This window comes from Nitrincola iocasae, from assembly GCF_008727795.1.
Classification (GTDB): domain Bacteria; phylum Pseudomonadota; class Gammaproteobacteria; order Pseudomonadales; family Balneatricaceae; genus Nitrincola; species Nitrincola iocasae.
Genome location: NZ_CP044222.1, coordinates 3,289,305 through 3,309,317 on the forward strand (window position 1 = coordinate 3,289,305; position 20,013 = coordinate 3,309,317).

Annotated in this window: 21 protein-coding genes; 10 read left to right on the plus strand and 11 right to left on the minus strand. The window is 51.1% G+C overall.

The genetic code is table 11. The annotated features are described in order from the left end of the window. Positions 1 to 58 precede the first annotated feature (58 nt). Positions 59 to 1,972: a beta-ketoacyl synthase gene (locus F5I99_RS15145; protein WP_151057419.1), complete on the plus strand. Its 1,914-nt coding sequence runs from the start codon at positions 59 to 61 to the stop codon at positions 1,970 to 1,972. A gap of 33 nt (positions 1,973 to 2,005) precedes the next feature. Beyond that, positions 2,006 to 2,419 carry a hypothetical protein gene (locus tag F5I99_RS15150; RefSeq protein WP_151057420.1) on the plus strand — a complete coding sequence of 138 codons (414 nt, stop codon included), beginning with the start codon at positions 2,006 to 2,008 and terminating at the stop codon, positions 2,417 to 2,419. Between the two features lie 5 nt (positions 2,420 to 2,424). On the opposite strand, the gene F5I99_RS15155 is transcribed toward F5I99_RS15150, so the two are convergent. The 3 genes from F5I99_RS15155 to F5I99_RS15165 all read right to left on the minus strand — a co-directional run bounded on the left by F5I99_RS15155 (position 2,425) and on the right by F5I99_RS15165 (position 5,374). Then, positions 2,425 to 3,198, minus strand: coding sequence for a TatD family hydrolase (locus F5I99_RS15155; RefSeq protein WP_151057422.1), 774 nt, complete (start codon positions 3,196 to 3,198; stop codon positions 2,425 to 2,427). Beyond that, entirely contained in the window at positions 3,198 to 4,784 is a 1,587-nt protein-coding gene (locus F5I99_RS15160) for a peptide chain release factor 3 (RefSeq protein WP_151057424.1), read from the minus strand. The genes F5I99_RS15155 and F5I99_RS15160 overlap by 1 nt, the downstream gene beginning before the upstream one ends. A 143-nt stretch (positions 4,785 to 4,927) precedes the next feature. After that, complete coding sequence (locus F5I99_RS15165) at positions 4,928 to 5,374, minus strand: c-type cytochrome (protein ID WP_151057426.1); 447 nt, start codon at positions 5,372 to 5,374, stop codon at positions 4,928 to 4,930. 105 nt (positions 5,375 to 5,479) lie between these two features. Here F5I99_RS15165 and F5I99_RS15170 point away from each other — a divergent pair, with 105 nt between their 5' ends. Next, positions 5,480 to 6,733 (plus strand): ATP-binding protein, encoded by a 1,254-nt coding sequence (locus F5I99_RS15170; RefSeq protein ID WP_151057428.1) that lies wholly within the window; start codon positions 5,480 to 5,482, stop codon positions 6,731 to 6,733. Next, positions 6,720 to 7,259 (plus strand): response regulator transcription factor, encoded by a 540-nt coding sequence (locus F5I99_RS15175; protein WP_456093920.1) that lies wholly within the window; start codon positions 6,720 to 6,722, stop codon positions 7,257 to 7,259. The genes F5I99_RS15170 and F5I99_RS15175 overlap by 14 nt, the downstream gene beginning before the upstream one ends. 15 nt (positions 7,260 to 7,274) lie before the next feature. Here F5I99_RS15175 and F5I99_RS15180 read toward each other — a convergent pair whose 3' ends face one another. The 4 genes from F5I99_RS15180 to F5I99_RS15195 are packed head-to-tail and all read right to left on the minus strand — an operon-like array spanning position 7,275 to position 10,806. Then, complete coding sequence (locus F5I99_RS15180; RefSeq protein WP_151057432.1) at positions 7,275 to 7,943, minus strand: energy-coupling factor ABC transporter permease; 669 nt, start codon at positions 7,941 to 7,943, stop codon at positions 7,275 to 7,277. An 18-nt stretch (positions 7,944 to 7,961) separates the two neighbouring features. Beyond that, positions 7,962 to 8,417 (minus strand): ribosomal protein S18-alanine N-acetyltransferase, encoded by a 456-nt coding sequence (gene rimI / locus F5I99_RS15185; protein WP_151057434.1) that lies wholly within the window; start codon positions 8,415 to 8,417, stop codon positions 7,962 to 7,964. After that, complete coding sequence (locus F5I99_RS15190; protein ID WP_151057436.1) at positions 8,414 to 9,268, minus strand: uracil-DNA glycosylase family protein; 855 nt, start codon at positions 9,266 to 9,268, stop codon at positions 8,414 to 8,416. Before F5I99_RS15190 ends, rimI begins: the two co-directional genes overlap by 4 nt. Further along, positions 9,268 to 10,806: a 2-isopropylmalate synthase gene (locus F5I99_RS15195; RefSeq protein ID WP_151057438.1), complete on the minus strand. Its 1,539-nt coding sequence runs from the start codon at positions 10,804 to 10,806 to the stop codon at positions 9,268 to 9,270. Before F5I99_RS15195 ends, F5I99_RS15190 begins: the two co-directional genes overlap by 1 nt. 209 nt (positions 10,807 to 11,015) lie before the next feature. Between F5I99_RS15195 and F5I99_RS15200 the strand changes: the two genes are divergently transcribed. Both F5I99_RS15200 and F5I99_RS15205 read left to right on the plus strand, forming a co-directional pair. Next, positions 11,016 to 11,315, plus strand: coding sequence for a nucleotidyltransferase domain-containing protein (locus F5I99_RS15200; RefSeq protein ID WP_151057440.1), 300 nt, complete (start codon positions 11,016 to 11,018; stop codon positions 11,313 to 11,315). 108 nt (positions 11,316 to 11,423) lie between these two features. Next, positions 11,424 to 12,578, plus strand: coding sequence for a MalY/PatB family protein (locus F5I99_RS15205; RefSeq protein WP_151057442.1), 1,155 nt, complete (start codon positions 11,424 to 11,426; stop codon positions 12,576 to 12,578). A gap of 26 nt (positions 12,579 to 12,604) precedes the next feature. On the opposite strand, the gene epmA is transcribed toward F5I99_RS15205, so the two are convergent. Both epmA and efp read right to left on the minus strand, forming a co-directional pair. After that, positions 12,605 to 13,573 (minus strand): EF-P lysine aminoacylase EpmA, encoded by a 969-nt coding sequence (epmA, locus tag F5I99_RS15210; protein ID WP_151057444.1) that lies wholly within the window; start codon positions 13,571 to 13,573, stop codon positions 12,605 to 12,607. Then, positions 13,573 to 14,136, minus strand: coding sequence for an elongation factor P (gene efp, locus F5I99_RS15215; RefSeq protein ID WP_151057446.1), 564 nt, complete (start codon positions 14,134 to 14,136; stop codon positions 13,573 to 13,575). The genes epmA and efp overlap by 1 nt, the downstream gene beginning before the upstream one ends. Before the next feature lie 105 nt (positions 14,137 to 14,241). Between efp and epmB the strand changes: the two genes are divergently transcribed. From epmB to fliW, 4 genes are all read left to right on the plus strand, one after another. Continuing rightward, positions 14,242 to 15,273, plus strand: coding sequence for an EF-P beta-lysylation protein EpmB (gene epmB / locus F5I99_RS15220; RefSeq protein WP_151057448.1), 1,032 nt, complete (start codon positions 14,242 to 14,244; stop codon positions 15,271 to 15,273). A 4-nt stretch (positions 15,274 to 15,277) separates the two neighbouring features. Beyond that, a complete protein-coding gene (locus F5I99_RS15225; RefSeq protein ID WP_151057450.1) occupies positions 15,278 to 15,820 on the plus strand; it encodes a hypothetical protein in 543 nt (180 codons plus the stop codon). A 131-nt stretch (positions 15,821 to 15,951) separates the two neighbouring features. Further along, positions 15,952 to 16,959, plus strand: a complete 1,008-nt coding sequence (locus tag F5I99_RS15230; RefSeq protein ID WP_151057452.1) for an Rpn family recombination-promoting nuclease/putative transposase — start codon at positions 15,952 to 15,954, stop codon at positions 16,957 to 16,959. Between the two features lie 55 nt (positions 16,960 to 17,014). After that, the gene (gene fliW / locus F5I99_RS15235) at positions 17,015 to 17,470 is read left to right on the plus strand and encodes a flagellar assembly protein FliW (protein ID WP_191905868.1); all 456 of its coding nucleotides are present in this window, start codon (positions 17,015 to 17,017) and stop codon (positions 17,468 to 17,470) included. 73 nt (positions 17,471 to 17,543) lie between these two features. Here the strand turns inward: fliW and fliS are convergent, their stop codons facing one another. Together fliS and fliD are read right to left on the minus strand one after the other, a co-directional pair. Beyond that, positions 17,544 to 17,933 carry a flagellar export chaperone FliS gene (gene fliS / locus F5I99_RS15240; RefSeq protein WP_151057456.1) on the minus strand — a complete coding sequence of 130 codons (390 nt, stop codon included), beginning with the start codon at positions 17,931 to 17,933 and terminating at the stop codon, positions 17,544 to 17,546. Between the two features lie 32 nt (positions 17,934 to 17,965). Further along, the gene (gene fliD, locus F5I99_RS15245) at positions 17,966 to 19,996 is read right to left on the minus strand and encodes a flagellar filament capping protein FliD (RefSeq protein WP_151057458.1); all 2,031 of its coding nucleotides are present in this window, start codon (positions 19,994 to 19,996) and stop codon (positions 17,966 to 17,968) included. Positions 19,997 to 20,013: the final 17 nt, after the last annotated feature.

The following is a 20,013-nucleotide window of genomic DNA, read 5'->3' on the forward strand; positions in this document are numbered from 1 at the left end:
CTAAAATAGTGCAGATTGCAGCGTTAATTCAGCATTTCAGCTTCAAGGAGCCACCCTCTTGTCACAGCTTCCTGTCATTGTCGGTTTCGGCGGCATCAGCCCAGCCGGAAGATCATCTTTTCACCACGGTTACCGCCGCTTGATACTGGATCATCTTGACAGCTCCCAGCGAACCGAAACATTGACCTCGTTGGCAACCCTGATGCAACGAGCCAGTTACAGCGAAGGGGGGTTCATCACTCCCGATGGGCAGAGACTGACACAACAAGACCTCACCCAATCACTTGAAGCTGAACTCCTGTCCAATACGTTAATTCGCCGCATCCATCCAGACTGGTTTGATGTAAATAAGGTTATGCTGAACAAAGCCGCAACACTGCGAGCAGGTAATACGCCACTTACCTTTCGTGTGCGAAACCGACACCTACCACAAAACCCACCGTCAAACTGGCTGATCCGCCCGCTGCCCGGTGGCGAATCGGAAGTAGAGGTCAATGGTAGCTGTGATGTGATATTTCCAGATTATCGCCAAGCAGCGGTACAAAGTGCCGGCATGCTACCCACCGGATTTGATCCAGGATCACTCTATCAATCCCGTAATCATCCGCGCGGGCTACAAATGAGTGTTTATGCGGCCTCCGATGCCATCATGTCAGTCGGAATCGACTTTCTGGAAATTGCCGCCAAGCTGTCCCCGGATCAAATTGCCGTATTTGCCAGCAACTCCATCGGCCAACTGGATGACAGTGGCTTTGGCGGCCTCACTCAGTTTCCAGCGCTGGGCAAGCGCACTACGTCAAAACAAATGCCACTGGGCTATGCGCAGATGCCTGCCGACTTTATCAATGCATACCTGCTCGGCAATGTCGGTTTGACCGGTGGAGCACTCGGAGCCTGTGCCACCTTTTTATACAACCTGCGTAGCGGCGTTGAAGAAATACGTTCAGGACGACGCAAACTGGTTATGGTCGGCGGCAGTGATGCGCCGGTCACGCCAGAAATTATTGAAGGTTTCCGCGCTATGGGCGCACTGGCGGAAGATAAATACCTGCAGGCTCTGGATAACCTCTCTGAACTTCAGGCTCCCGATTACCGTCGTGCCTGCCGCCCCTTTGGTAACAACTGCGGTTTCACCATCGGCGAATCCAGCCAATATCTGGTACTGATGAGTGACGATCTGGCAATAGACACAGGGGCGCAGATTTTCGGTGCTGTCGGTGATGTGTTTGTGCATGCAGATGGCCATAAAAAATCCATTTCCGCACCCGGAATCGGCAATTACATGACACTGGGCAAAGCGGCTTCACTGGTACGCAATCTACTCGGTGAAACCTCCTTGCGCCAGCGTAGTTATGTTCAGGCGCACGGCACCAGTACTCCGCAAAACCGGGTGACTGAATCGCATGTTATTAATGAAACAGCCAAAGCATTTGGCATTCAAAGCTGGACTGTGTCAGCTGTCAAAGCCTATGTCGGACACTCACAGGGTTGTGCGGGCGGCGATCAAATCATGTCTTCACTGGGTGTGTGGCAACACGGTATCATCCCCGGGCTTACGACCTCACCTGAAATTGCCAGCGATGTGTATCAATCTAATTTAAACCTGCCGCTCAGCCATCAGGCTGGAGAGCCAGGCCACATGGATAGCGCACTGATCAATGCCAAGGGCTTTGGCGGAAACAATGCCAGCGCGGTGTTGCTCTCACCACAGATAACCGAGAGCCTGCTGAGTAAGCGCTATAGCAGCGAACAGATGCAGCGCTGGCGTGTACGACGAGAGACAGTTGAAGAAACCGCTCAGGCTTATGATCTTTCAGCCACACGCGGCATCAGTCGTCCTCTGTATTTGTATGACCACCATGTAATGACCGGTGAGGATTTAACAATCAGTGATACTGAAATCCATCTACCCGGCTACCCGAATCCGGTGTCGATCGATGTAGAAAACCCGTATAAAGATTTCAATAGCTAAGCGTTTTCAACTAACAAACAGGAGGTCATCGGAATGCCCTACAAGATCGCCATTACACTGAGCATGACACTGATGCTGGGTAGCCTGCTTAGTGGCTGCATCAAAACGGATACACTGCTACAGCGCGACCCAACGGCTGACCAGTATTACATACTGGATTCGCGTGACCTGCGACTTTGTCGTGGAGAAACCAGTGACTGCTACGATCTGACCCCTGTTGCTTCAGCCAGGATTCAATTGCGCCCAATGGAGGTCAAATATGGCCAGCGAGTTAACGGACCCAACTATCCAGTCAACTTTGCACGTATGCTGATCAATCCGCCAGCCGGTAGCTATAGTGTAGAACAACTGGAAGGTGGGCGTTTCTATCGTCTGCCAGTAAATGACTATACCGATACGGCATGGCGTTCAATTGAGGACGTTTTCAGTGCGTTCTACGACAACTGAACCAATTAATGCAAACGAAACAATGTCATGGCATTGGCCAGAGTTTGCTCAGCAACCTGATCGACAGAGATACCTCTGAGTGAGGCCAATTGCTGCGCTACTCTGAGCACTTGCAGTGGCGAGTTAGGTTGATCAGTAAACCCGTACAGTGGCATATCCGGAGCATCTGTTTCTAACAGCATCCATTCCAACGGCAGCTCAGCCGCTAATTGCTGCTGACGCCGTGCCTTTGGATAGGTAATCGTACCGCCGATACCTAAACGAAACCCCAGCTTGGCGTACTCACGCGCTTGCTCAATGCTCCCGGAATAGGCGTGCACCACGCCTCCGCCAGCCAGTCGATAGCGTTTCAGCAAGCTCAGCATGCGCTCATGCGCTTTGACCACATGCAGAATGACGGGTAAATCATGCTGTCGCGCCAGGTCCAGCTGCTGCTTCAACAGCATCACCTGCACCTCTGCCGCCGCCATATCCGCACGAAAATCCAGGCCGATTTCACCTACAGCAACAATGTCTGCTTCACGCTGCAAAGCATCAGCCAAGCGCTCCACACAGTGTTTAGTATGCTGCTCAATAAAACAAGGGTGCAGCCCCAGCGCTACGGTCAGCTGTTCAGGCCAACGCTGACGCAAGGACAACACCCGCTCAAAATTATCTGCCGTTACACCCGGCACCAGTATCTGACTGATACCCGCCACCTTAGCCTGCTGCATCAGCGCTTGCCGCTGCGCATCAAAGACTGGAAAGTCCAGATGGCAGTGGCTATCAAACAGCGGCATTAATGTTCCCGGGTTGCTCTGAAGCGCACATCCGGCCAGCGCTCTTCAGTCAGTGACAGGTTCACTCGTGTCGGTGCCAGATAGGTCAGCAGGCCTGAGCCATCCAGCGCCAGGTTGTCGTGCCCTTTACGACGGAATTCGTCCAGCATTTTAGCATCATCACACTCAACCCAGCGTGCCGTCTGCACAGTGATGGGTTCGTATAGGCACTCCACCTTATACTCATCTCTAAGGCGGTAGACCACCACCTCAAACTGCAACTGCCCCACTGCACCCAGGATCAGGTCGTTATTTTTTAACGGCATGAACAGCTGCACCGCCCCCTCTTCAGAGAGTTGCTGCAGGCCTTTTTGTAGCTGTTTCATTCTTAATGGATCTTTCGGCCTGACGCGGCGAAACATTTCCGGCGCAAAGTGCGGTATACCGGTAAATTTAAGTGACTCACCGTCAGTAAAGGTATCACCTATCTGTATCGTGCCATGGTTGTGCAAACCGATAATATCACCCGACCAGGCTTCCTCGACATTTTCACGGTCACCGGCAATAAAGGTGACTGCGTCAGCTATACGCACATCCTTACCGATGCGCACATGGCGCATTTTCATGCCGCGGGTATAACTTCCTGAGCAGATGCGCATAAAGGCAATACGGTCACGGTGACGGGGATCCATATTCGCCTGGATCTTGAAGATAAAACCACTAAAGGCATCTTCATCTGCTGCTACAGCACGTGATTCAGTTGGTCGCGGCGGTGGCGCCGGTGCCCACTCCACGAAATCTGTCAGCATTTCGCGCACCCCAAAGTTCCCTAAAGCCGTACCGAAAAACACCGGTGTCAGCCGCCCGTCCAGGTAAGCCTGCTGATCCCAGACATGAGTCGCACCTTTTACCAGCTCAATCTCATCGACATAGGCCTCGTAGTCATCCTCCAACAAGGCACGCGCTTCGTCATTATCCAGCCCCTGAATAAGCTTTTCTTCCGCAAGCGTATGCCCCATGCCCGGCGTGAAGACATGCAGGGTATCGGTGTAAAGGTTGTACACCCCTTTAAACCACTTTCCTGAGCCGATAGGCCAGTTGATCGGAGCCGCTTCAATTTTCAGTACCGCTTCGATCTCGTCCAGCAGCTCAATCGGATCGCGTATATCCCGGTCCATTTTATTAATAAAGGAGAAGATTGGCGTATCCCGCAAACGACACACATCCATCAATTTGATGGTGCGTTCTTCAACCCCTTTGGCACCATCTACAACCATCAGCGCCGAATCCACGGCGGTCAGAGTACGGTAGGTATCTTCGGAAAAGTCTTCGTGCCCCGGGGTATCCAGCAGATTGACGGTGCGTCCGTTAAAGGGGAACTGCATCACCGAGGAGGTAATGGAAATACCACGCTCCTGCTCCATGGTCATCCAGTCGGATGTCGCATGCCGGTCGCTGCCACGCCCCTTGACTGTACCAGCCACCTGAATCAGCTGACCGATCAGCAGCAGCTTTTCGGTAATGGTGGTTTTACCCGCATCCGGGTGAGAGATAATGGCGAAAGTACGGCGCTGCGAGACTTCTTGCGAGATTGAGCTGTTGGGCATTAGTTAACATCTTCTAGTTGGTACGCGGACACATGCACATTTGCTAAAGCGCTCTTGGCTGGAGGCTTTAAGCGGAAAATCCGCAAAATTGAAAAGCTATAGTGGCTATTTTCGCTGATATTGACTTTATAAACAATCAACGATCATTCCAACCGATAACGATCATGGCAGGCTCGGCAGCTTTGCAGAGTCTGACGAAACAGATCACGGGTTTGCTCGTCCTGACCGGCTCTGGCTGACTCAGTCAACTCGGCTGTAGTAGCAATAAAATCCTGCATGCGCTCGGTAAATTCAGCATGATTATCCCAGACCGCGGGGGCTGAGCGACTTGTGATCGATTTACTTTCTTCCGTAAATCCCTCCAGCGCCAGCGCCGCTAAGCGGTTAAGCATTTCCGATCTATAGACAAATTGTTCATCTGAGTAAGCCTTACTACGATGCAAGGGGTTGAGTACATTCAATTGATAGCTCATCAACCGGAAGGCGGATTGACGATACTCAACACTGTCTTCAGGCTTCATGGTATCACTGCTGACCCAGCCAGAGATGAGCGCCAACACTAATCCCGCACAGCCTACATATTTTTTCATTCTGACTCCTGCAATTAACTACCTAAACCCATAGATGCGACATTGTGACACGCCACAGGTTCCTGCAAAACCGTTATAATCAGCTGATTAACGACGGAGGTCTGTTTGAACCGACATCAGCAACACCTATTGCACCTGACATATATCCGCACTCTGATACTGTTTGTCATCTGCCTGGCATTGTATGCCGGCGTCAAACTGCTGCGATTACAGCCGGACTTACTTATGACCGGCACCAGTCTGGTAGCGTTGATTGCACTCAATCTGACTACCTACATGCGGCTGCATTCAGCCTGGCCCGTGTTTGATGCCGAGCTGTTTGCCCAGCTGTGCGCTGATGTGGTGATTTATGCTGCACTACTCTATCAGTTTGGTGGAGCAACTAATCCCTTTGTATTCGTATTACTGATCCCTCTCATCATTAGCGCCACCACCCTGCCTCGACGCCTGACATTATTAATAGCACTGCTCGTCGCCGGGCTGTATACATCATTATTGTTCAACCATTTGCCATTACTGGATTTTACTGACGCTCACCAGCACACAGTGGTCCAGCTGTTTAATCAGCACATCACCGGGCTGTGGATCAGTTTTATTCTGACAGTCGGTGTCATCAGCATTTACGTAGTGCAAATGCGCCAGACCCTCGCCGAGCGTGATCATGACCTGAGTGCAGTGCGTGAGCAACGTATCCATGATCAGCAATTACTGGCACTGGCCACGCTGGCTGCAGGTACCGCGCATGAGCTACGCACGCCCTTATCAACGCTGCGGGTGATACTCAAGGATATGCAGTCCGACCACCCGGAACTGGATGAAGACCTATCACTGATGCTGCAACAGGTCGACTGTTGTACTGATAAGCTCAGAAACATGACCGAAGAGGTGGCCTCGGGCAAACCCGCCCCTATCCGGCTAGATGCTTTTCTGGCCCAGGTGCTGGAATCCTGGATAGTGATGCGTCCGCAGGTCAGCTATACCCTACAGCCCTTGCAGGAACCAGTTCCGATTATCAATACCAGTGTTATCCTACAGCAGGCGTTGCTGAACCTGCTTAATAATGCCGCTGATGCCTGTCCTGATGCGATTACAATCAGCGTTCACTATCCTGAAGCAGACAGGGTGACGCTGCGGATACGTGATCATGGACCGGGACTAAGCCCCGAGCAACTGGCCAGTATGGGTAAGCCGTTTTTCACCACTAAAGGGGGTCTGGGTATCGGATTATTCTTAACAACCACCTCGCTGGCGACCCAGGATGGTGAAGTTTATCTGTATAATCACCCAGGTGGCGGAACCCTGACGGAAGTCACACTAAAAACCAGCGGCTCTGACCTGCAGGACACTGAGAATGACTGACCCAAGTTTTCTGATTGTGGATGACGATACAACCTTCACCCGAGTATTGTCGCGCTCACTGAGCCGTCGCGGTTTCACTGTCAGCACCGCTCATTCGGCCGAAGCGGCGCTGGCATTACTGCAACAGCAGCAGTTCAGCTTCGCGACACTGGATCTGAAAATGCAGGGGGCTTCCGGACTCACCCTGATCAGCCGTCTACGCGAGACGAATCCCGAAATACGTCTGTTAGTACTGACCGGTTATGCCAGCATTGCCACGGCAGTGGATGCGATCAAACTGGGAGCCGACCACTACCTGCCAAAGCCCGCTGATACCGATCAGATCCTAGCTGCGCTGCAAGCCAGTTTGCCAGACCCGGCACAGCCGGTTGTCGCTGAACCTATGTCGGTGAATCGACTCGAGTGGGAACATATTCAGAAAGTATTGCAAGCAAACGAAGGCAATATCTCGGCCACAGCCAGAGCACTCAACATGCATCGACGCACGCTGCAGCGTAAACTGGCAAAATACCCGGTTAAGCGTTAACGCTGTTATTAAACCCTACTGATCATCAATATAGGCTTTGGCATCAAAGGTGCGAATCCAATCGGGGTGGAATACCATCATACCGGTCATAATAATACCGTTGAGCAAACCTTCAGGCATCATGATCAGCGGTAAGTACATGGCATAATCATGGTAAATTTTCGACCAGGGGTAGATGCCATCCAGCCACAACACCAGCGCCATCGACATGCCAGAGACACCGGCAGCCACAGCCCCTCCGGCAAAGGCACACAGAAACATATATACAAAAAAATTCTTTGGCAGTTTTGCTTCAACCCAACGCAATATGCCATAGCTTACCAGCGACGGTATCACCACGCTGCAAACCAGATTCACTGGTAGCATCGACCAGGACTCAATCCCTAGCAGCGTCATCACCAACAGCACCACAGAGCCAGCGATAACAGCCAGATCCCAACCAAACATCAGTGTCAGTGTGGTCAGACCAAGAAAATGGATCGTCAGGTAAACCGAAACCCCGGCACGCAGTTGCCACAGCAACACCAGCACTACGATCGAGCCAAAAAACAGGTGTTGAATTCCGCGCTCACGCCAGATGACCTCCCAGGGCAAACGCTTGATTATCCACAATAGCAACAGGGCATAGATTATCCCACTACCCCAGAGCCAGTAGGTACTTAATACACCTTCGGATACGTTCATCAGCGGTCTCGCTTGAATTCAAGATTCATGTGACCCTAACCTGCGGCTGAAAAGATAAGCATCTTCACGAACACCCGCAATGGCTGTTTCATAATAGCCCTTACGTATAGCATCCTGCTGCAACCCACAACATTGATATAGCGCAATCGCAGCGACATTAGAGGCACGCACCTCCAGTAACAGTCGCGTCACACCCTGACCGGACAGCCTTTCCAGCGTCTGTTGTAACAATATTCGCCCCAGACCTTGCTGGCGACACTCAGGCATAACCGCAATACGCAGCAGTTCCGCCTCATCCAGTACCCGCTGACACAAGGCAAAGCCCAGTAGAGAGTCATCATCACTGAGCAGATAACTACAGGCATGTGGCAGATACAGCTGCCACAGCGACTCTGACCAGCTATCGTCGAAACAACGTAGTTCCAGTGCCCTAGCCTGATCCAACCAGGCTTGCGTAAGTGGCTGCAACGTCATAACAGCGGCTGCAGATCACGCCAGCAATCGGCTTTAAATTCCGGCAATTTAAGCATATGCGTCAGACTGTAACTGGTCACAGCAGCTACACCGGCTCGAAGCGTAAAGGTCAAACCTCGCATAGCTTCTAATGAATGATCCTGCTCAAGCAACCACTGCGCCGCTGGCTCACCAAGCAGTAATACCCGTCGAGCAGAGTGTTTTTTCAGCATCAGATCCAGTTGCCTGCGAACCGCCCGCTGTGCCTCATCGCCACCCTGGTTCAGCGAAGAGGAGGCAAACATCGGCCAGTGATGCAGGCGCATGGCATCGGGTTGCACTTCACAGTCCATCGCACGGCATAGTGCTGCCAACAAACGCTGATACTCAGGTCCGACAGTTTCCCGGGCATGGGGTGGTAAGCTATCCACCACTAATAGATCGCCAGCTGGTGTGAAAGATAAAGAGAACTGCGGCTGCTTCATCCGCTCGGACAGCGGGACTTCCGCAACCTCAACGGGTGAAGATGGCTCAACACTCGCCTTAGCAACAGCAGTAACTCCAGGCTTGGCATCATCCAACTGTAATGCTGCCAAGGCATGCCGACGTGACGCCGTACTGTCCGCTGAGCGTTGTTGTGGTGGCGCCGAAGAGGGTGCCATGGAGGACACTACAGATGCGGCAGTGTCAGTCGCTGCCGATGCAGGGGAACTGGACAGACCCGGCTGAGGCCAGACAAAATCACTGACCCACTCAGCCGACACCGGTGCATGAGCCAAGGGCTCACGCGGCAACCAGCGACAGATCCCCATGGCATGCAGGTAGTCTTGTTGCCGGTTTATTGCTTGCAGATCAGTCGACGGCTGCATCATCAAACCTGCGGATGCGCTTTTTGCAGATTCGCATCCAGCATATTCAATGCATGAATATAAGCCTTGGCCGAGGCGGTGATAATGTCTGTATCAGCCCCTAACCCATTGACGATACGCCCACCTTTTTCCAGACGTACGGTCACCTCGCCCTGAGAATCAGTGCCGCTGGTAATGGCATTAACCGAATAGAGCTGCAGATTAGCACCGATATTGACGATGCTTTCAATCGCCTTCAGCGCCGCATCAACCGGTCCACTGCCCTCAGACTGCGCACGGTGTTCGGTACCTTCGACCGACAGCACCACTTCAGCAACAGGAATTTCCCCGGTTTGCGAGGTGACATTCAGACTGCTGAGACGAAACTTCTCATGCCCTGCACTGGCACGCGCATCACTCACCAACGCTATCAAATCATCATCAAAAATGTCGCTTTTCTTATCCGCCAGATCCTTAAAGCGTGCAAAGGCATCATTCAGCTCGGCATCGGAAATAAAGCTGGTACCCAACTCTTCCATACGGGTACGGAAGGCATTGCGGCCGGACAGCTTGCCCAGCACCATACGATTGGTATTCCAGCCGACACTTTCAGCCGTCATGATCTCGTAGGTTTCACGGTGTTTGAGTACACCATCCTGATGAATACCGGATTCATGTGCGAAGGCATTAGCTCCCACGATAGCTTTGTTCGGCTGTACCGGAAAACCGGTAATGCTCGACACCAGGCGTGAAGCGGGCACAATTTGTGTGGTATCAATGCGCGTTTCCAACCCCATAATATCTTTACGGGTCCGCAGTGCCATAACGATCTCTTCAAGTGAAGCGTTTCCAGCCCGTTCGCCCAGCCCATTTACGGTACACTCGACCTGGCGTGCGCCTGCCGCCACAGCCGCTAGCGAGTTAGCCACCGCCAGACCCAGGTCGTTATGGCAATGTACCGAGAAAATGGCTTTATCGGCATTAGGGATACGCGCCAGCAACTGACCGATGGTATGGCCGAACTCCTGGGGTACCGCATAACCCACGGTATCCGGAATATTAATGGTACGTGCACCGGCATCTATCACCGCTTCGATAATGCGGCACATAAAATCCAGCTCAGAGCGGCTGGCATCTTCGAGTGAAAACTCCACATCAGCGACCAGATTACGGGCACGCTGGACCGCACGCACCGCATGTTCGACCACCTGATCAGGCTGCATCTGCAATTTGTATTTCATGTGGATCGGCGAGGTGGCGATAAATGTATGAATACGGCCAGAATTAGCATTCGCCAGCGCTTCACCTGCGCGGTCAATATCGGCATTCAGTGCGCGCGACAAGGAGCAGACAGTGCTGTCCTTGATCGTATCGGCAATGGCTTTAACCGCCTCGAAATCACCCTGACTGGCAATAGCGAAACCGGCCTCAATCACGTCAACACGCATCTTTTCCAGTTGCCGAGCTATTCGCAATTTCTCGTCACGAGTCATGGAGGCGCCGGGACTTTGTTCGCCATCGCGCAGGGTGGTATCAAAAATAATTACGTTATTCTGGCTCATTCAAAAACTCCAACACTATTCAAGGCTCGCAGCACAATTAGTGCGCGTTAGCATATGCAAGTATTTTAAACCCTAATAGGCTTGAACGGCTAATCATTCGGGAAACTCATTAGCATTGATTGACCATAATGACAGGGCTACACTCTTTAAATACATATGAAAGCTCACTCACTGCAGATATTTGAGTACACATATTTTATGAGGAACGCATGAGGCTAAGCCAACAGCAGCAAAAAACCATCCATAAAGCCGTTACTGATATGTGCGGACCCTCAGCGCGCGTGCGACTGTTTGGCTCTCGTCTTGACGATCACGCCAAAGGCGGTGATATCGACATCCTTGTTGAAATCGATGAACCGATCCATGCACCTGCCGAACTATCAGCTAAGCTGAGTGTGAAAATAATGCGGCTGTGTAATGGACGTAAAGTCGATGTCATATTATTAGCGCCTAATTTACCCTCATTACCCATTCATGAAATCGCTAAACAGCAAGGAGCGCTGCTATGACTCGCGAACTGCAGGAGCGTTTGAGCTTTTCCCGCAACTTGCTAAATGACTTAACTGAGCGCGGAATGCTTGCTGGAGCAACGAATGATAAAGGACAAGGATAACGCCATGAGCCCCACTGATTTTGATCGCCTGATCGACCGCCGCCACACAGCCAGCCAGAAGTGGGAGCGCTATCGTGACACCAGCGTGCTGCCTATGTGGGTCGCAGATACTGACTTTATGGCACCACCGGCAGTCCTTAACGCCTTGCACCAACGCATAGACCACGGCATTTTCGGCTACACCAACACCCCCGCCGAACTGGTTGAACAGGTGCAGGGGCGTCTGCAGCGTTTGTATCACTGGAAGGTGGGCGCGGATGACCTGGAATGGCTGCCGGGACTGGTCACTGGTCTGCACCTGGCCTGCCGTGCAACCGGTGAATCGGGTAGTGCTGTAATTTCTCCTTGCCCTATCTATCCACCCTTTATGACCTCGCCACACCTGTCTGATCGGCAACTCATCAAGGTGCCGATGCGCCTTGAAGACAAACGCTATCTAATCGATTTCGAGGCACTTGAAGCGTCGATCACCCCGGATACGCACCTGCTGTTGTTTTGTAACCCACATAATCCGGGTGGCACGGTTTACCGGCGCGAAGAGTTGCTGCAACTGGCTGACATCGTATTGCGTCACCAACTGATCATCTGCTCAGACGAAATTCACTGTGATCTGGTGCTGGAACCTGGGCTGCAGCACATTCCACTGGCCAGTCTCGGCGCTGAGATTGCCGAGCGTACCATCACCCTGATGGCACCAAGCAAAACCTTTAATATTGCCGGGCTGGGCTGCTCTTTTGCCGTAATTCAAAACCCGCAACTCAGACGCTACTTTCAGCGGGCACGCAAAGGTATCGTCCCAGACGTCAATCTACTCGGCTATACCGCGGCGCTGGCGGCATTTCGCGAGGGTGACGCCTGGAACCTGGCTCAGCTTAACTATTTACGCGCTAACCGCGATTACTTGGTGGAGGCGATCAATGCCATCCCCGGCTTGAGCCTGGAGCCGATAGAAGCCACCTATCTGGCCTGGATAGATGTCAGCAACGCCCACCTGGACAACCCGATGCACTTTTTTGAACAAGCGGGCGTGGGCATGTCACCGGGACGCGATTTTGGTGATGAGCGCTTTATGCGCTTGAATTTTGGTTGTCCGCGAGCACTGCTGGAAGAAGCGGTTAAGCGGATTCGACGCAGCCTGCTGAATCATCTGCCAGCCTGAGCTGGCAGAAGCCGGTATACCCGGAGCTAAGCGCGGTCAAAGCTAAAGGGTAAGACCTCGGTAATACTGCTCGCAGCCAATTGGCACATCAGCAAACGGTCTACACCCAGCGCTACGCCACTGCAATCCGGCAACCCCTGCTCAAGCGCCTGAATCAAGCGTGTTTCCAATGGACGTTCAGGTAAAGCCAGACGCTGACGCTGCTGTTGATCTGCCTGCAGACGTGCGGCCTGTTCCTGGGCATCAGCCAGTTCATGGTAGCCGTTTGCCAGTTCCAAACCATCGACATATAGCTCAAAACGCTCAGCCACGACTCTACCCTCAGACCCCTGAGAAAGTTTTGCCAGCGCCGCCTGCGTGGGCGGATAGCCATACACAAACACAGCGCCCTGCAGTTGTGGTTCAATCAGGTGTGACATGAGCAGATTAAGCCAGGTATCACGATCATCATCTTCAAACGCCGCCTCAATATGCTGGTGACAATAATCACGCAAACTGGCCACATCGGCTACAAACGGGTCCAATCCCAGGGTTTGCAAAAATACATCCCGATAGGAAATACGTCGCCAGGTTTTATGCGGTAGCACCGCGGTCACCAACGCTTCAACTTCGTCCATCAATTGCGACAGATCAAAGCCTGGCCGATACCACTCCAGCAGGGTAAATTCCGGGTTATGACGTTTACCCGACTCACCATTTCGAAACACTTTACCTAGCTGATAGATCGCACCCGATCCCGCTGCCAGCAAACGCTTCATCGCATATTCCGGCGAGGTTTGCAGATACACTGACTGCGAGGGGCCGCCCGGCACTACCTGATACTGCGCCGCCATGGAATCGATGAAGGGATCACTCACGGCGCAATGTGACAGGATCTGTGTATCCACCTCCATTACATCGCGCTGAGCAAAAAAGCCCCTCAGCTGTGCCAGGAGCTCTGCGCGTTGACGTAGATTTTCCAGCGGTGCCGAGGGCTGCCAGTCAGATACAGACATCAGGCACGGCTGACATATTCGCCGGAACGGGTATCGATACGCAGCACTTCGCCTATCTCAATGAACAAAGGCACACGCACGACCGCACCCGTGCTTAGCGTAGCGGGCTTTGAACCACCCTGTGCGGTATCGCCTTTAACACCTGGGTCTGTTTCGATCACTTCCAGCTCTACAAAATTGGGCGGGCTAACGGCGATAGGATTATCGTTCCACAGAGTCACAGTAATCTTATCTTGCTCTTTCAGCCACTTGGCCGCATCACCCACCGCATTTTTATCAGCCGCCACCTGTTCAAAGGTGTTCTGATCCATGAAGTGCCACATTTCACCGTCACCATAGAGATACTCCATATCCGTATCCATGACATCCGCGCCTTCAATCGATTCATTAGATTTAAAGGTACGTTCCCACACCCGGCCGGTGATCAGGTTACGTAACTTCACCCGGGTAAACGCCTGACCTTTACCCGGTTTAACAAATTCGACATCCAGCATGTTACAAGGATCGCCATCCAGCATCACTTTAAGACCGTTTTTGAACTGATTCGCAGAATAGTTAGCCATTGAAGTTTCCTTGAAAGAAGCTGTATTGATTAAATTGACAGGCATTCTACTTCAAACGAGAATGCAGGCCAATTTTGCAGCGCAAATAATCACCACCGGAGACGCATGACTCAGATTCCCTTTACACAGGTTAGCAGTTGGCAAGATGAACTGCGTAACGCCATTACCGATCCGGCCGAACTGCTGTCACTTTTGCAGCTGCCAACCGACCTGCTTGACGCCGCTATACAAGCGGACGCACTGTTTGCGCTAAAAGTCCCGCGCCCTTATCTGGCACGTATCGAAAAAGGCAATCCGCTGGATCCGCTACTGCTTCAGGTGTTGCCACAATACCAGGAAACGCAGCCTCAGCCCGGCTACACTCAGGACCCATTGGCTGAGCAGCAGGCCAACCCGTTACCTGGTTTAATCCACAAGTATACGCATAGAGTGTTATTGGTGCTCAGCGGTGCCTGCGCCATCAACTGTCGCTATTGCTTTCGCCGCCACTTTGCCTATCAGGAAAACCAGTTGGGGAAACAACAGTGGCAGCAAATACTCGACTATTTGTACCAGCACCCAGAAGTCGACGAAGTGATTTTCTCCGGTGGCGACCCATTGGCCACGCCAGACACACGACTGCAACGTATGATCCATGACCTGGAGCAGATTCCACACCTGGAGCGTTTACGTATCCACACACGGCTACCGGTTGTCATCCCTTCGCGCATCACACCCGCTTTACTCAATACCCTTTCAAGCACACGCCTGCAAAGTCTTGTGGTGTTACACATTAACCATCCGAATGAGATTGATGCCAGTGTCAGGCAGGCCACCCTGTTGATTACACAGCAGAATATTCCCCTGCTAAACCAGAGTGTTCTGCTAAAAGGGATCAATGACAGTGTCTCTGTTCAAAAAACACTCAGCAAAACCCTTTTCGCCGCTGGCATATTGCCTTATTATCTGTTTTTATTTGACCCTGTGGCGGGCGCCGCGCATTTTGACCTGCCGATAGATCAGGCTAAAAATCTGGCCGCAAAACTTCAGGCCGAGCTTCCAGGCTATCTGATGCCCAGACTGGCTGTAGAGATTCCTGGCAGAGCGTCAAAAACGCTATTGATACCAACATACGACACAAGAAACCACCCGGAGTAAACCGATGAAAGCCGCTATTGTCTTTCGCAACCGCCCCATTCAGTTGTTATTGCTACGTACATGCATATTACTGACAACGGCCTTGTTTCTTACCGCCTGTGGCAGTTTTAATACGACCCCCGAACCCGAAGTTGCTGAAGTACCCCCCCCACCCCCACCACTCAAACCTGCACTGCTCATCAGTCAGATGATCCCCGAAGAGCCCAAAGCCAGAGGTGACGTAGGTGCTTACATCGATTTTATTAATGGCACTGATCTCACCATAGAATATGTGATGTTCAAAACCACAGCCTACGATCATAACGGCAGCATTGTGCCGTCCAAGCGCTCAGGCGATCCCAATGCTTGGCTGCGTGTTGCCGGTCCCTTCGCTCCAGGTCAGGCTAGCGGCAGTCGTTACTGGGAACAACTCTGGCAAAATCACAATCTGCACTGTTTCGAAATTGAAGGTGTGGAGTTGATCTATATGGATGGCATGGTTGAGTTTTATGAAGCCGACCGTATTGCTCTATTGCCTGGAAGTGATCGTCAGAATAGTTGTGGCTAGATTCGTATCATCATATACCTAAAGCTGTTAGATCGGGTCAATGCCATCAGGTCTGTCTGACACGTCAAAAACTCGTTAAAGGACTGCAATACTTACACTGAAACAAATGGACATTTTGAAAAGGATTTCACATGGCCAACAATCACCATGACACCGGCTATAAAGAATTATTTAGCCATCCGGAGTTTGTGCAGCAACTAATCGAAGGCTTTGCACCTACCGAAATTGCGCAGCTAATGGATTTCAGCACACTGACGCTGCACAGTGGCAATTACATCACCCCCTTGTTTGAAGAAAAATTCGAAGACCTGGTTTGGTCAGTCGAAGTGCAATGGGATGGATCACATCACGAGATTTACCTCTACTTGCTGCTAGAGTTCCAATCGACGGTGGATAACGCCATGCCCATCCGGCTGATGCATTATGTAGCCTGCTTCTATGATCATTTGATTAAAGAGAAAGCGACCACAGCAGGCAAAGGCTTGCCGCCAGTTTTTCCCATAGTGCTCTATAATGGGAAAAATCGCTGGACGGCCAAGCAGGATATCTACGACATGGTCACACCCGAGCCTCCAGAATTTTTGCGCCCCTTTCAGCCCCATTTGCGCTATTATTTGGTAGATGAAGGTGCATTCAGTAACGTGGAACTGATTAAGCGTCACACGGCTCTAAGTGCTGTATTTGGAATCGAGCAAGCGAGCAGTCGTGATGATTTACAGGCAGCTGTCAATCGTATCGTAGCGATTATTGAGCAAACCCCTAACAAAGCACGGCTCGATAAAGTCATTACGCGCTGGTTAAAACGGCACTTGTTTAGACTGGGTGCAGAACTTGGTTTAAGCTCCATTAACAGCTTAACGGAGAATCAAAGCATGTTAGCTGAAAATTTACAGAGCTGGGTTCAAAAAGAGCGCTCAGAAGCCATACGTGAAGGCAAAATCGAAGGGATGATCCAAGGTAAACTTGAGGGTAAACTTGAGGGTAAACTGGAAGGCATTCATGAAGGTGAGCTAAAAGCCAAGCACCAGGTAGCAACCAATTTGATTGCTCGCACTGAAATGGATGATCAAACCATCGCTGATATCGCCGAGCTGCCGGTTGAAACCATTGCGCAACTACGTACTAAAGCTAGTCAGTGATCGAGTCCCGATCAAGCTGCCTGACCCCATGAAGTTCAACAACAAGGATCAATTTATGCAAATCAATACCGCCCTGTTCGGTACTCAGGAAATCAACGATAACGACGTTATCACCTTCCCCCAAGGTATCCCCGGGTTTGAAAACAACACACAATTCAAAGTTTTTCATGAAGAAGGCAAGCCCACGGTACATTGGCTGCAGTCGGTAGAAGATCCTGAGCTGTCTTTCTCAGTTATGGAGCCGCAACTGCTGAAACTGGGTTATGAATTTATTCTGGATGACACTCAGTGCCAATTGATCGATCTGCAGGAAGGTGATGATTTTGCCGTGGTAGTGATGCTCTACAAGCAAGAGGGAGATCTGGCACAACCTGGTGAACAGGTGCCAGCATATCAAGCTATACGAGCGAATCTGGTGGCTCCTGTGGTTATCAATGTGCGTAGCCGCAAAGCCTTGCAGGCGGTACTGCCAAAAACAGAACGGATTACTGTAATCCGTTCTGTCCAGTAGGGTCATCCTGACCACATAAAAAGGGGATGCAACATCCCCTTTTTATGTGGTAACTAATAATAACTTGATTCAATCAGTCTCGATAGTCTAGCGGCATCTCATCCCAGCCTTGCTTCACTTCCAACAACAGGTTGATCAACTCCTGGATCTGTTCCGGATCATTATCACGACTGGCAGTCAGAGTATGAACTAAAATATAGTCATACAGACGATCCAGATTTTCTGACACTTCCCCGCCCTGATCCATATCCAGAGAGCTTTTCAAACCTATAACAATCTCCATGGCTTTATTAAGGTGCTTGGCACGCGCCTCTATATCCTTGCGTTCAGCAGCACCTTTTCCTTTAGCGAAGGCTTCCATTGCACCAGAGAGCAACATCGAAATCAGTTTATGCGGAGAAGCAGACTGGACTGTTGCCTGCAGATCCACAGATTTATATTGTTTTAGCGCATTTAACATCATAGTAAACCTCTGGGTCGTGCCCTGTTATCTGATCAGTTTTGAGCGGTGAATGGCAAGCGATCCAAAATACCATCCAACTGATCTCCTGTCGCTTGGAAACTGGAAATAATCCGCTCCATTGCCTGGAACTGCGACTGCAGCTGCAAGAAACGCTTCTCCATACGATCATCCAAACGCTCACGATCACTTGCAATCCCTTCAATCTGCTTGTTTAAAGTGGTCTCACGGGTGCTCACTGCACCATCTTTGGCCAGAAAATCCTGAGCCAGGCGATTTAATTCACCGGAAAGACCGCGGGAATAATCGACAGTCGCCTCGGTCACTCCGGGTGCAACGCTAAAGTTCAAACCATAGGCTGGGGAATTCAGGTCTGGCAGCAATATATTACCTGCGCCAAAACCGGCAACACCGTTAATAGTACCCGCCACATCTCGGCCAGCCACACCATTTTGCTGCCCCATGCCTAACGCATCCATCGCCGTGCTGGCTTCAGTGATACCGACGTTAGAAACAGCACCATATTCACGTGACACAAACTCAAAACGATTATCAGTGGTATTGTAGCTCACATCCACCTGGGCACGCCCTTGCTGTATACTCGCATCAGCATTAATCAGCGTTTGTAACTCTATAGCCAACGCATCAGCAGAATCGTATTGTTGATTTTGAGGCAAACTAATCAAGCCAGATTCCACACCATTAATACGCATTTTAAAGCTAAAGTCACCCGTGCCGGTATCCAGCGGAAAGACCAGACCGGCATCCAACCCGCCCGCCATCAGCGAGCCTTTGGCAGGCTGAGTGGTAATCTGAATATCATACTGACCCGGCTGGGCTGAGCCTCCGTAACTGCCTAATTTGGCTTCTACCAGTGCAGATGAGCTACTTACCTCAGTCGCAAAAATACTGCCAAGCAATTCAAAATTATCACTCAATGCTTTCGAGAAAACCTCCTCATCAATCGATAAAGTGCCATCCCTCTCAGTTTGAATTCCCAGCATAGCCAAAGAGGCCTGGTCACCCTGAACACCCGGCACCGCGGAAACCAAAATATCACGCATACGGGTAACCATACTTTTGGCTATTGAATCAGTTGCCAGATCACCACGCACTAGTTGATTGTCTTCATCACGTGAGTAGCCGGTGAGTGTTGAAGCAAATTTAAAAAAGTCATTAAACCCGTCAACAAAGTCTCTGACGGCCTGTTCACCAGTGGCCTTATCTTCGGTAATGGAAAAATTGATAATCTCATCTGGGCTGGCCCGATTCAGGCTAAACTCCAACCCTGGAATCACATCAGACACTTCATTAGTTGGACGACGTACCTCCAAGCCATTGATTCTGACTTTAGCATCTTGAGCGGCCTGATTTTGTAACAGGTTCTGTGTGGATGCGTTAAACTCCAGTGTTGACAGACTCATACCTGTTGCACCGGCATCTTCTTCTACGGTAATTTCCAATGCCTGTGTTTCACCCGTAGGTGAAGAAAGCATTAAACGATATTCACCACCATCAGGAATAATAGAGGCCTGAATGCCGGAAGCCGTTGCATTGATCGCATCACGAATCCCTTCCAGGGTATTATTATTGCTGTCGATGTCGATTTGCAGGCCATCTTTTTGTGCATTAGGACTAAAAGCCGATAAACCCGCATCCCAGCTACCGAAACGAATATTCAACGTGCCCGTGGCCACTTCAGCGTTAGGATCAGCAATGGTGGCCGTCGATAAAGACTGAACTCGCGCCAGTTGCATCACCTCGACCTGATAGTTACCGGTGACAGCATTCGCATCAACCTTGGTCGGGGTGACCGCCGTACTCTCGGTAAAAGACACATTGCGTGCAGAAAAAGTTTCCGGATTGGTCAGGGGTGTCAACAGCGCTTGAAAATCACTTAGCCCACCTTTCAGCGCACCATAACCGGATATTTGTGCTTCCAGGTTTGCCTGTTTTTTATCGAGGCGCTGCTCAACGGGCTGACGCTCTATCTCAACCAGGTCGTTGACCAGCTTTTGCGTATCAATACCGGAACCGGCACCGAGCGACGAGATAATATTATTCATAACAGCACCTCATAAAA

Coding starts and splice junctions, on each gene's coding strand:
- F5I99_RS15165 (WP_151057426.1), bottom strand. CDS start 5,374: ATGAAAAAATATGTAGGCTGTGCGGGATTAGTGTTGGCGCTCATCTCT.
- F5I99_RS15230 (WP_151057452.1), top strand. CDS start 15,952: ATGGCCAACAATCACCATGACACCGGCTATAAAGAATTATTTAGCCAT.
- fliW (WP_191905868.1), top strand. CDS start 17,015: ATGCAAATCAATACCGCCCTGTTCGGTACTCAGGAAATCAACGATAAC.
- efp (WP_151057446.1), bottom strand. CDS start 14,136: ATGGCTAACTATTCTGCGAATCAGTTCAAAAACGGTCTTAAAGTGATG.
- F5I99_RS15150 (WP_151057420.1), top strand. CDS start 2,006: ATGCCCTACAAGATCGCCATTACACTGAGCATGACACTGATGCTGGGT.
- F5I99_RS15180 (WP_151057432.1), bottom strand. CDS start 7,943: ATGAACGTATCCGAAGGTGTATTAAGTACCTACTGGCTCTGGGGTAGT.
- fliS (WP_151057456.1), bottom strand. CDS start 17,933: ATGATGTTAAATGCGCTAAAACAATATAAATCTGTGGATCTGCAGGCA.
- F5I99_RS15225 (WP_151057450.1), top strand. CDS start 15,278: ATGAAAGCCGCTATTGTCTTTCGCAACCGCCCCATTCAGTTGTTATTG.
- F5I99_RS15200 (WP_151057440.1), top strand. CDS start 11,016: ATGAGGCTAAGCCAACAGCAGCAAAAAACCATCCATAAAGCCGTTACT.
- F5I99_RS15155 (WP_151057422.1), bottom strand. CDS start 3,198: ATGCCGCTGTTTGATAGCCACTGCCATCTGGACTTTCCAGTCTTTGAT.
- fliD (WP_151057458.1), bottom strand. CDS start 19,996: ATGAATAATATTATCTCGTCGCTCGGTGCCGGTTCCGGTATTGATACG.
- epmB (WP_151057448.1), top strand. CDS start 14,242: ATGACTCAGATTCCCTTTACACAGGTTAGCAGTTGGCAAGATGAACTG.
- epmA (WP_151057444.1), bottom strand. CDS start 13,573: ATGTCTGTATCTGACTGGCAGCCCTCGGCACCGCTGGAAAATCTACGT.
- rimI (WP_151057434.1), bottom strand. CDS start 8,417: ATGACGTTGCAGCCACTTACGCAAGCCTGGTTGGATCAGGCTAGGGCA.
- F5I99_RS15205 (WP_151057442.1), top strand. CDS start 11,424: ATGAGCCCCACTGATTTTGATCGCCTGATCGACCGCCGCCACACAGCC.
- F5I99_RS15195 (WP_151057438.1), bottom strand. CDS start 10,806: ATGAGCCAGAATAACGTAATTATTTTTGATACCACCCTGCGCGATGGC.
- F5I99_RS15160 (WP_151057424.1), bottom strand. CDS start 4,784: ATGCCCAACAGCTCAATCTCGCAAGAAGTCTCGCAGCGCCGTACTTTC.
- F5I99_RS15190 (WP_151057436.1), bottom strand. CDS start 9,268: ATGATGCAGCCGTCGACTGATCTGCAAGCAATAAACCGGCAACAAGAC.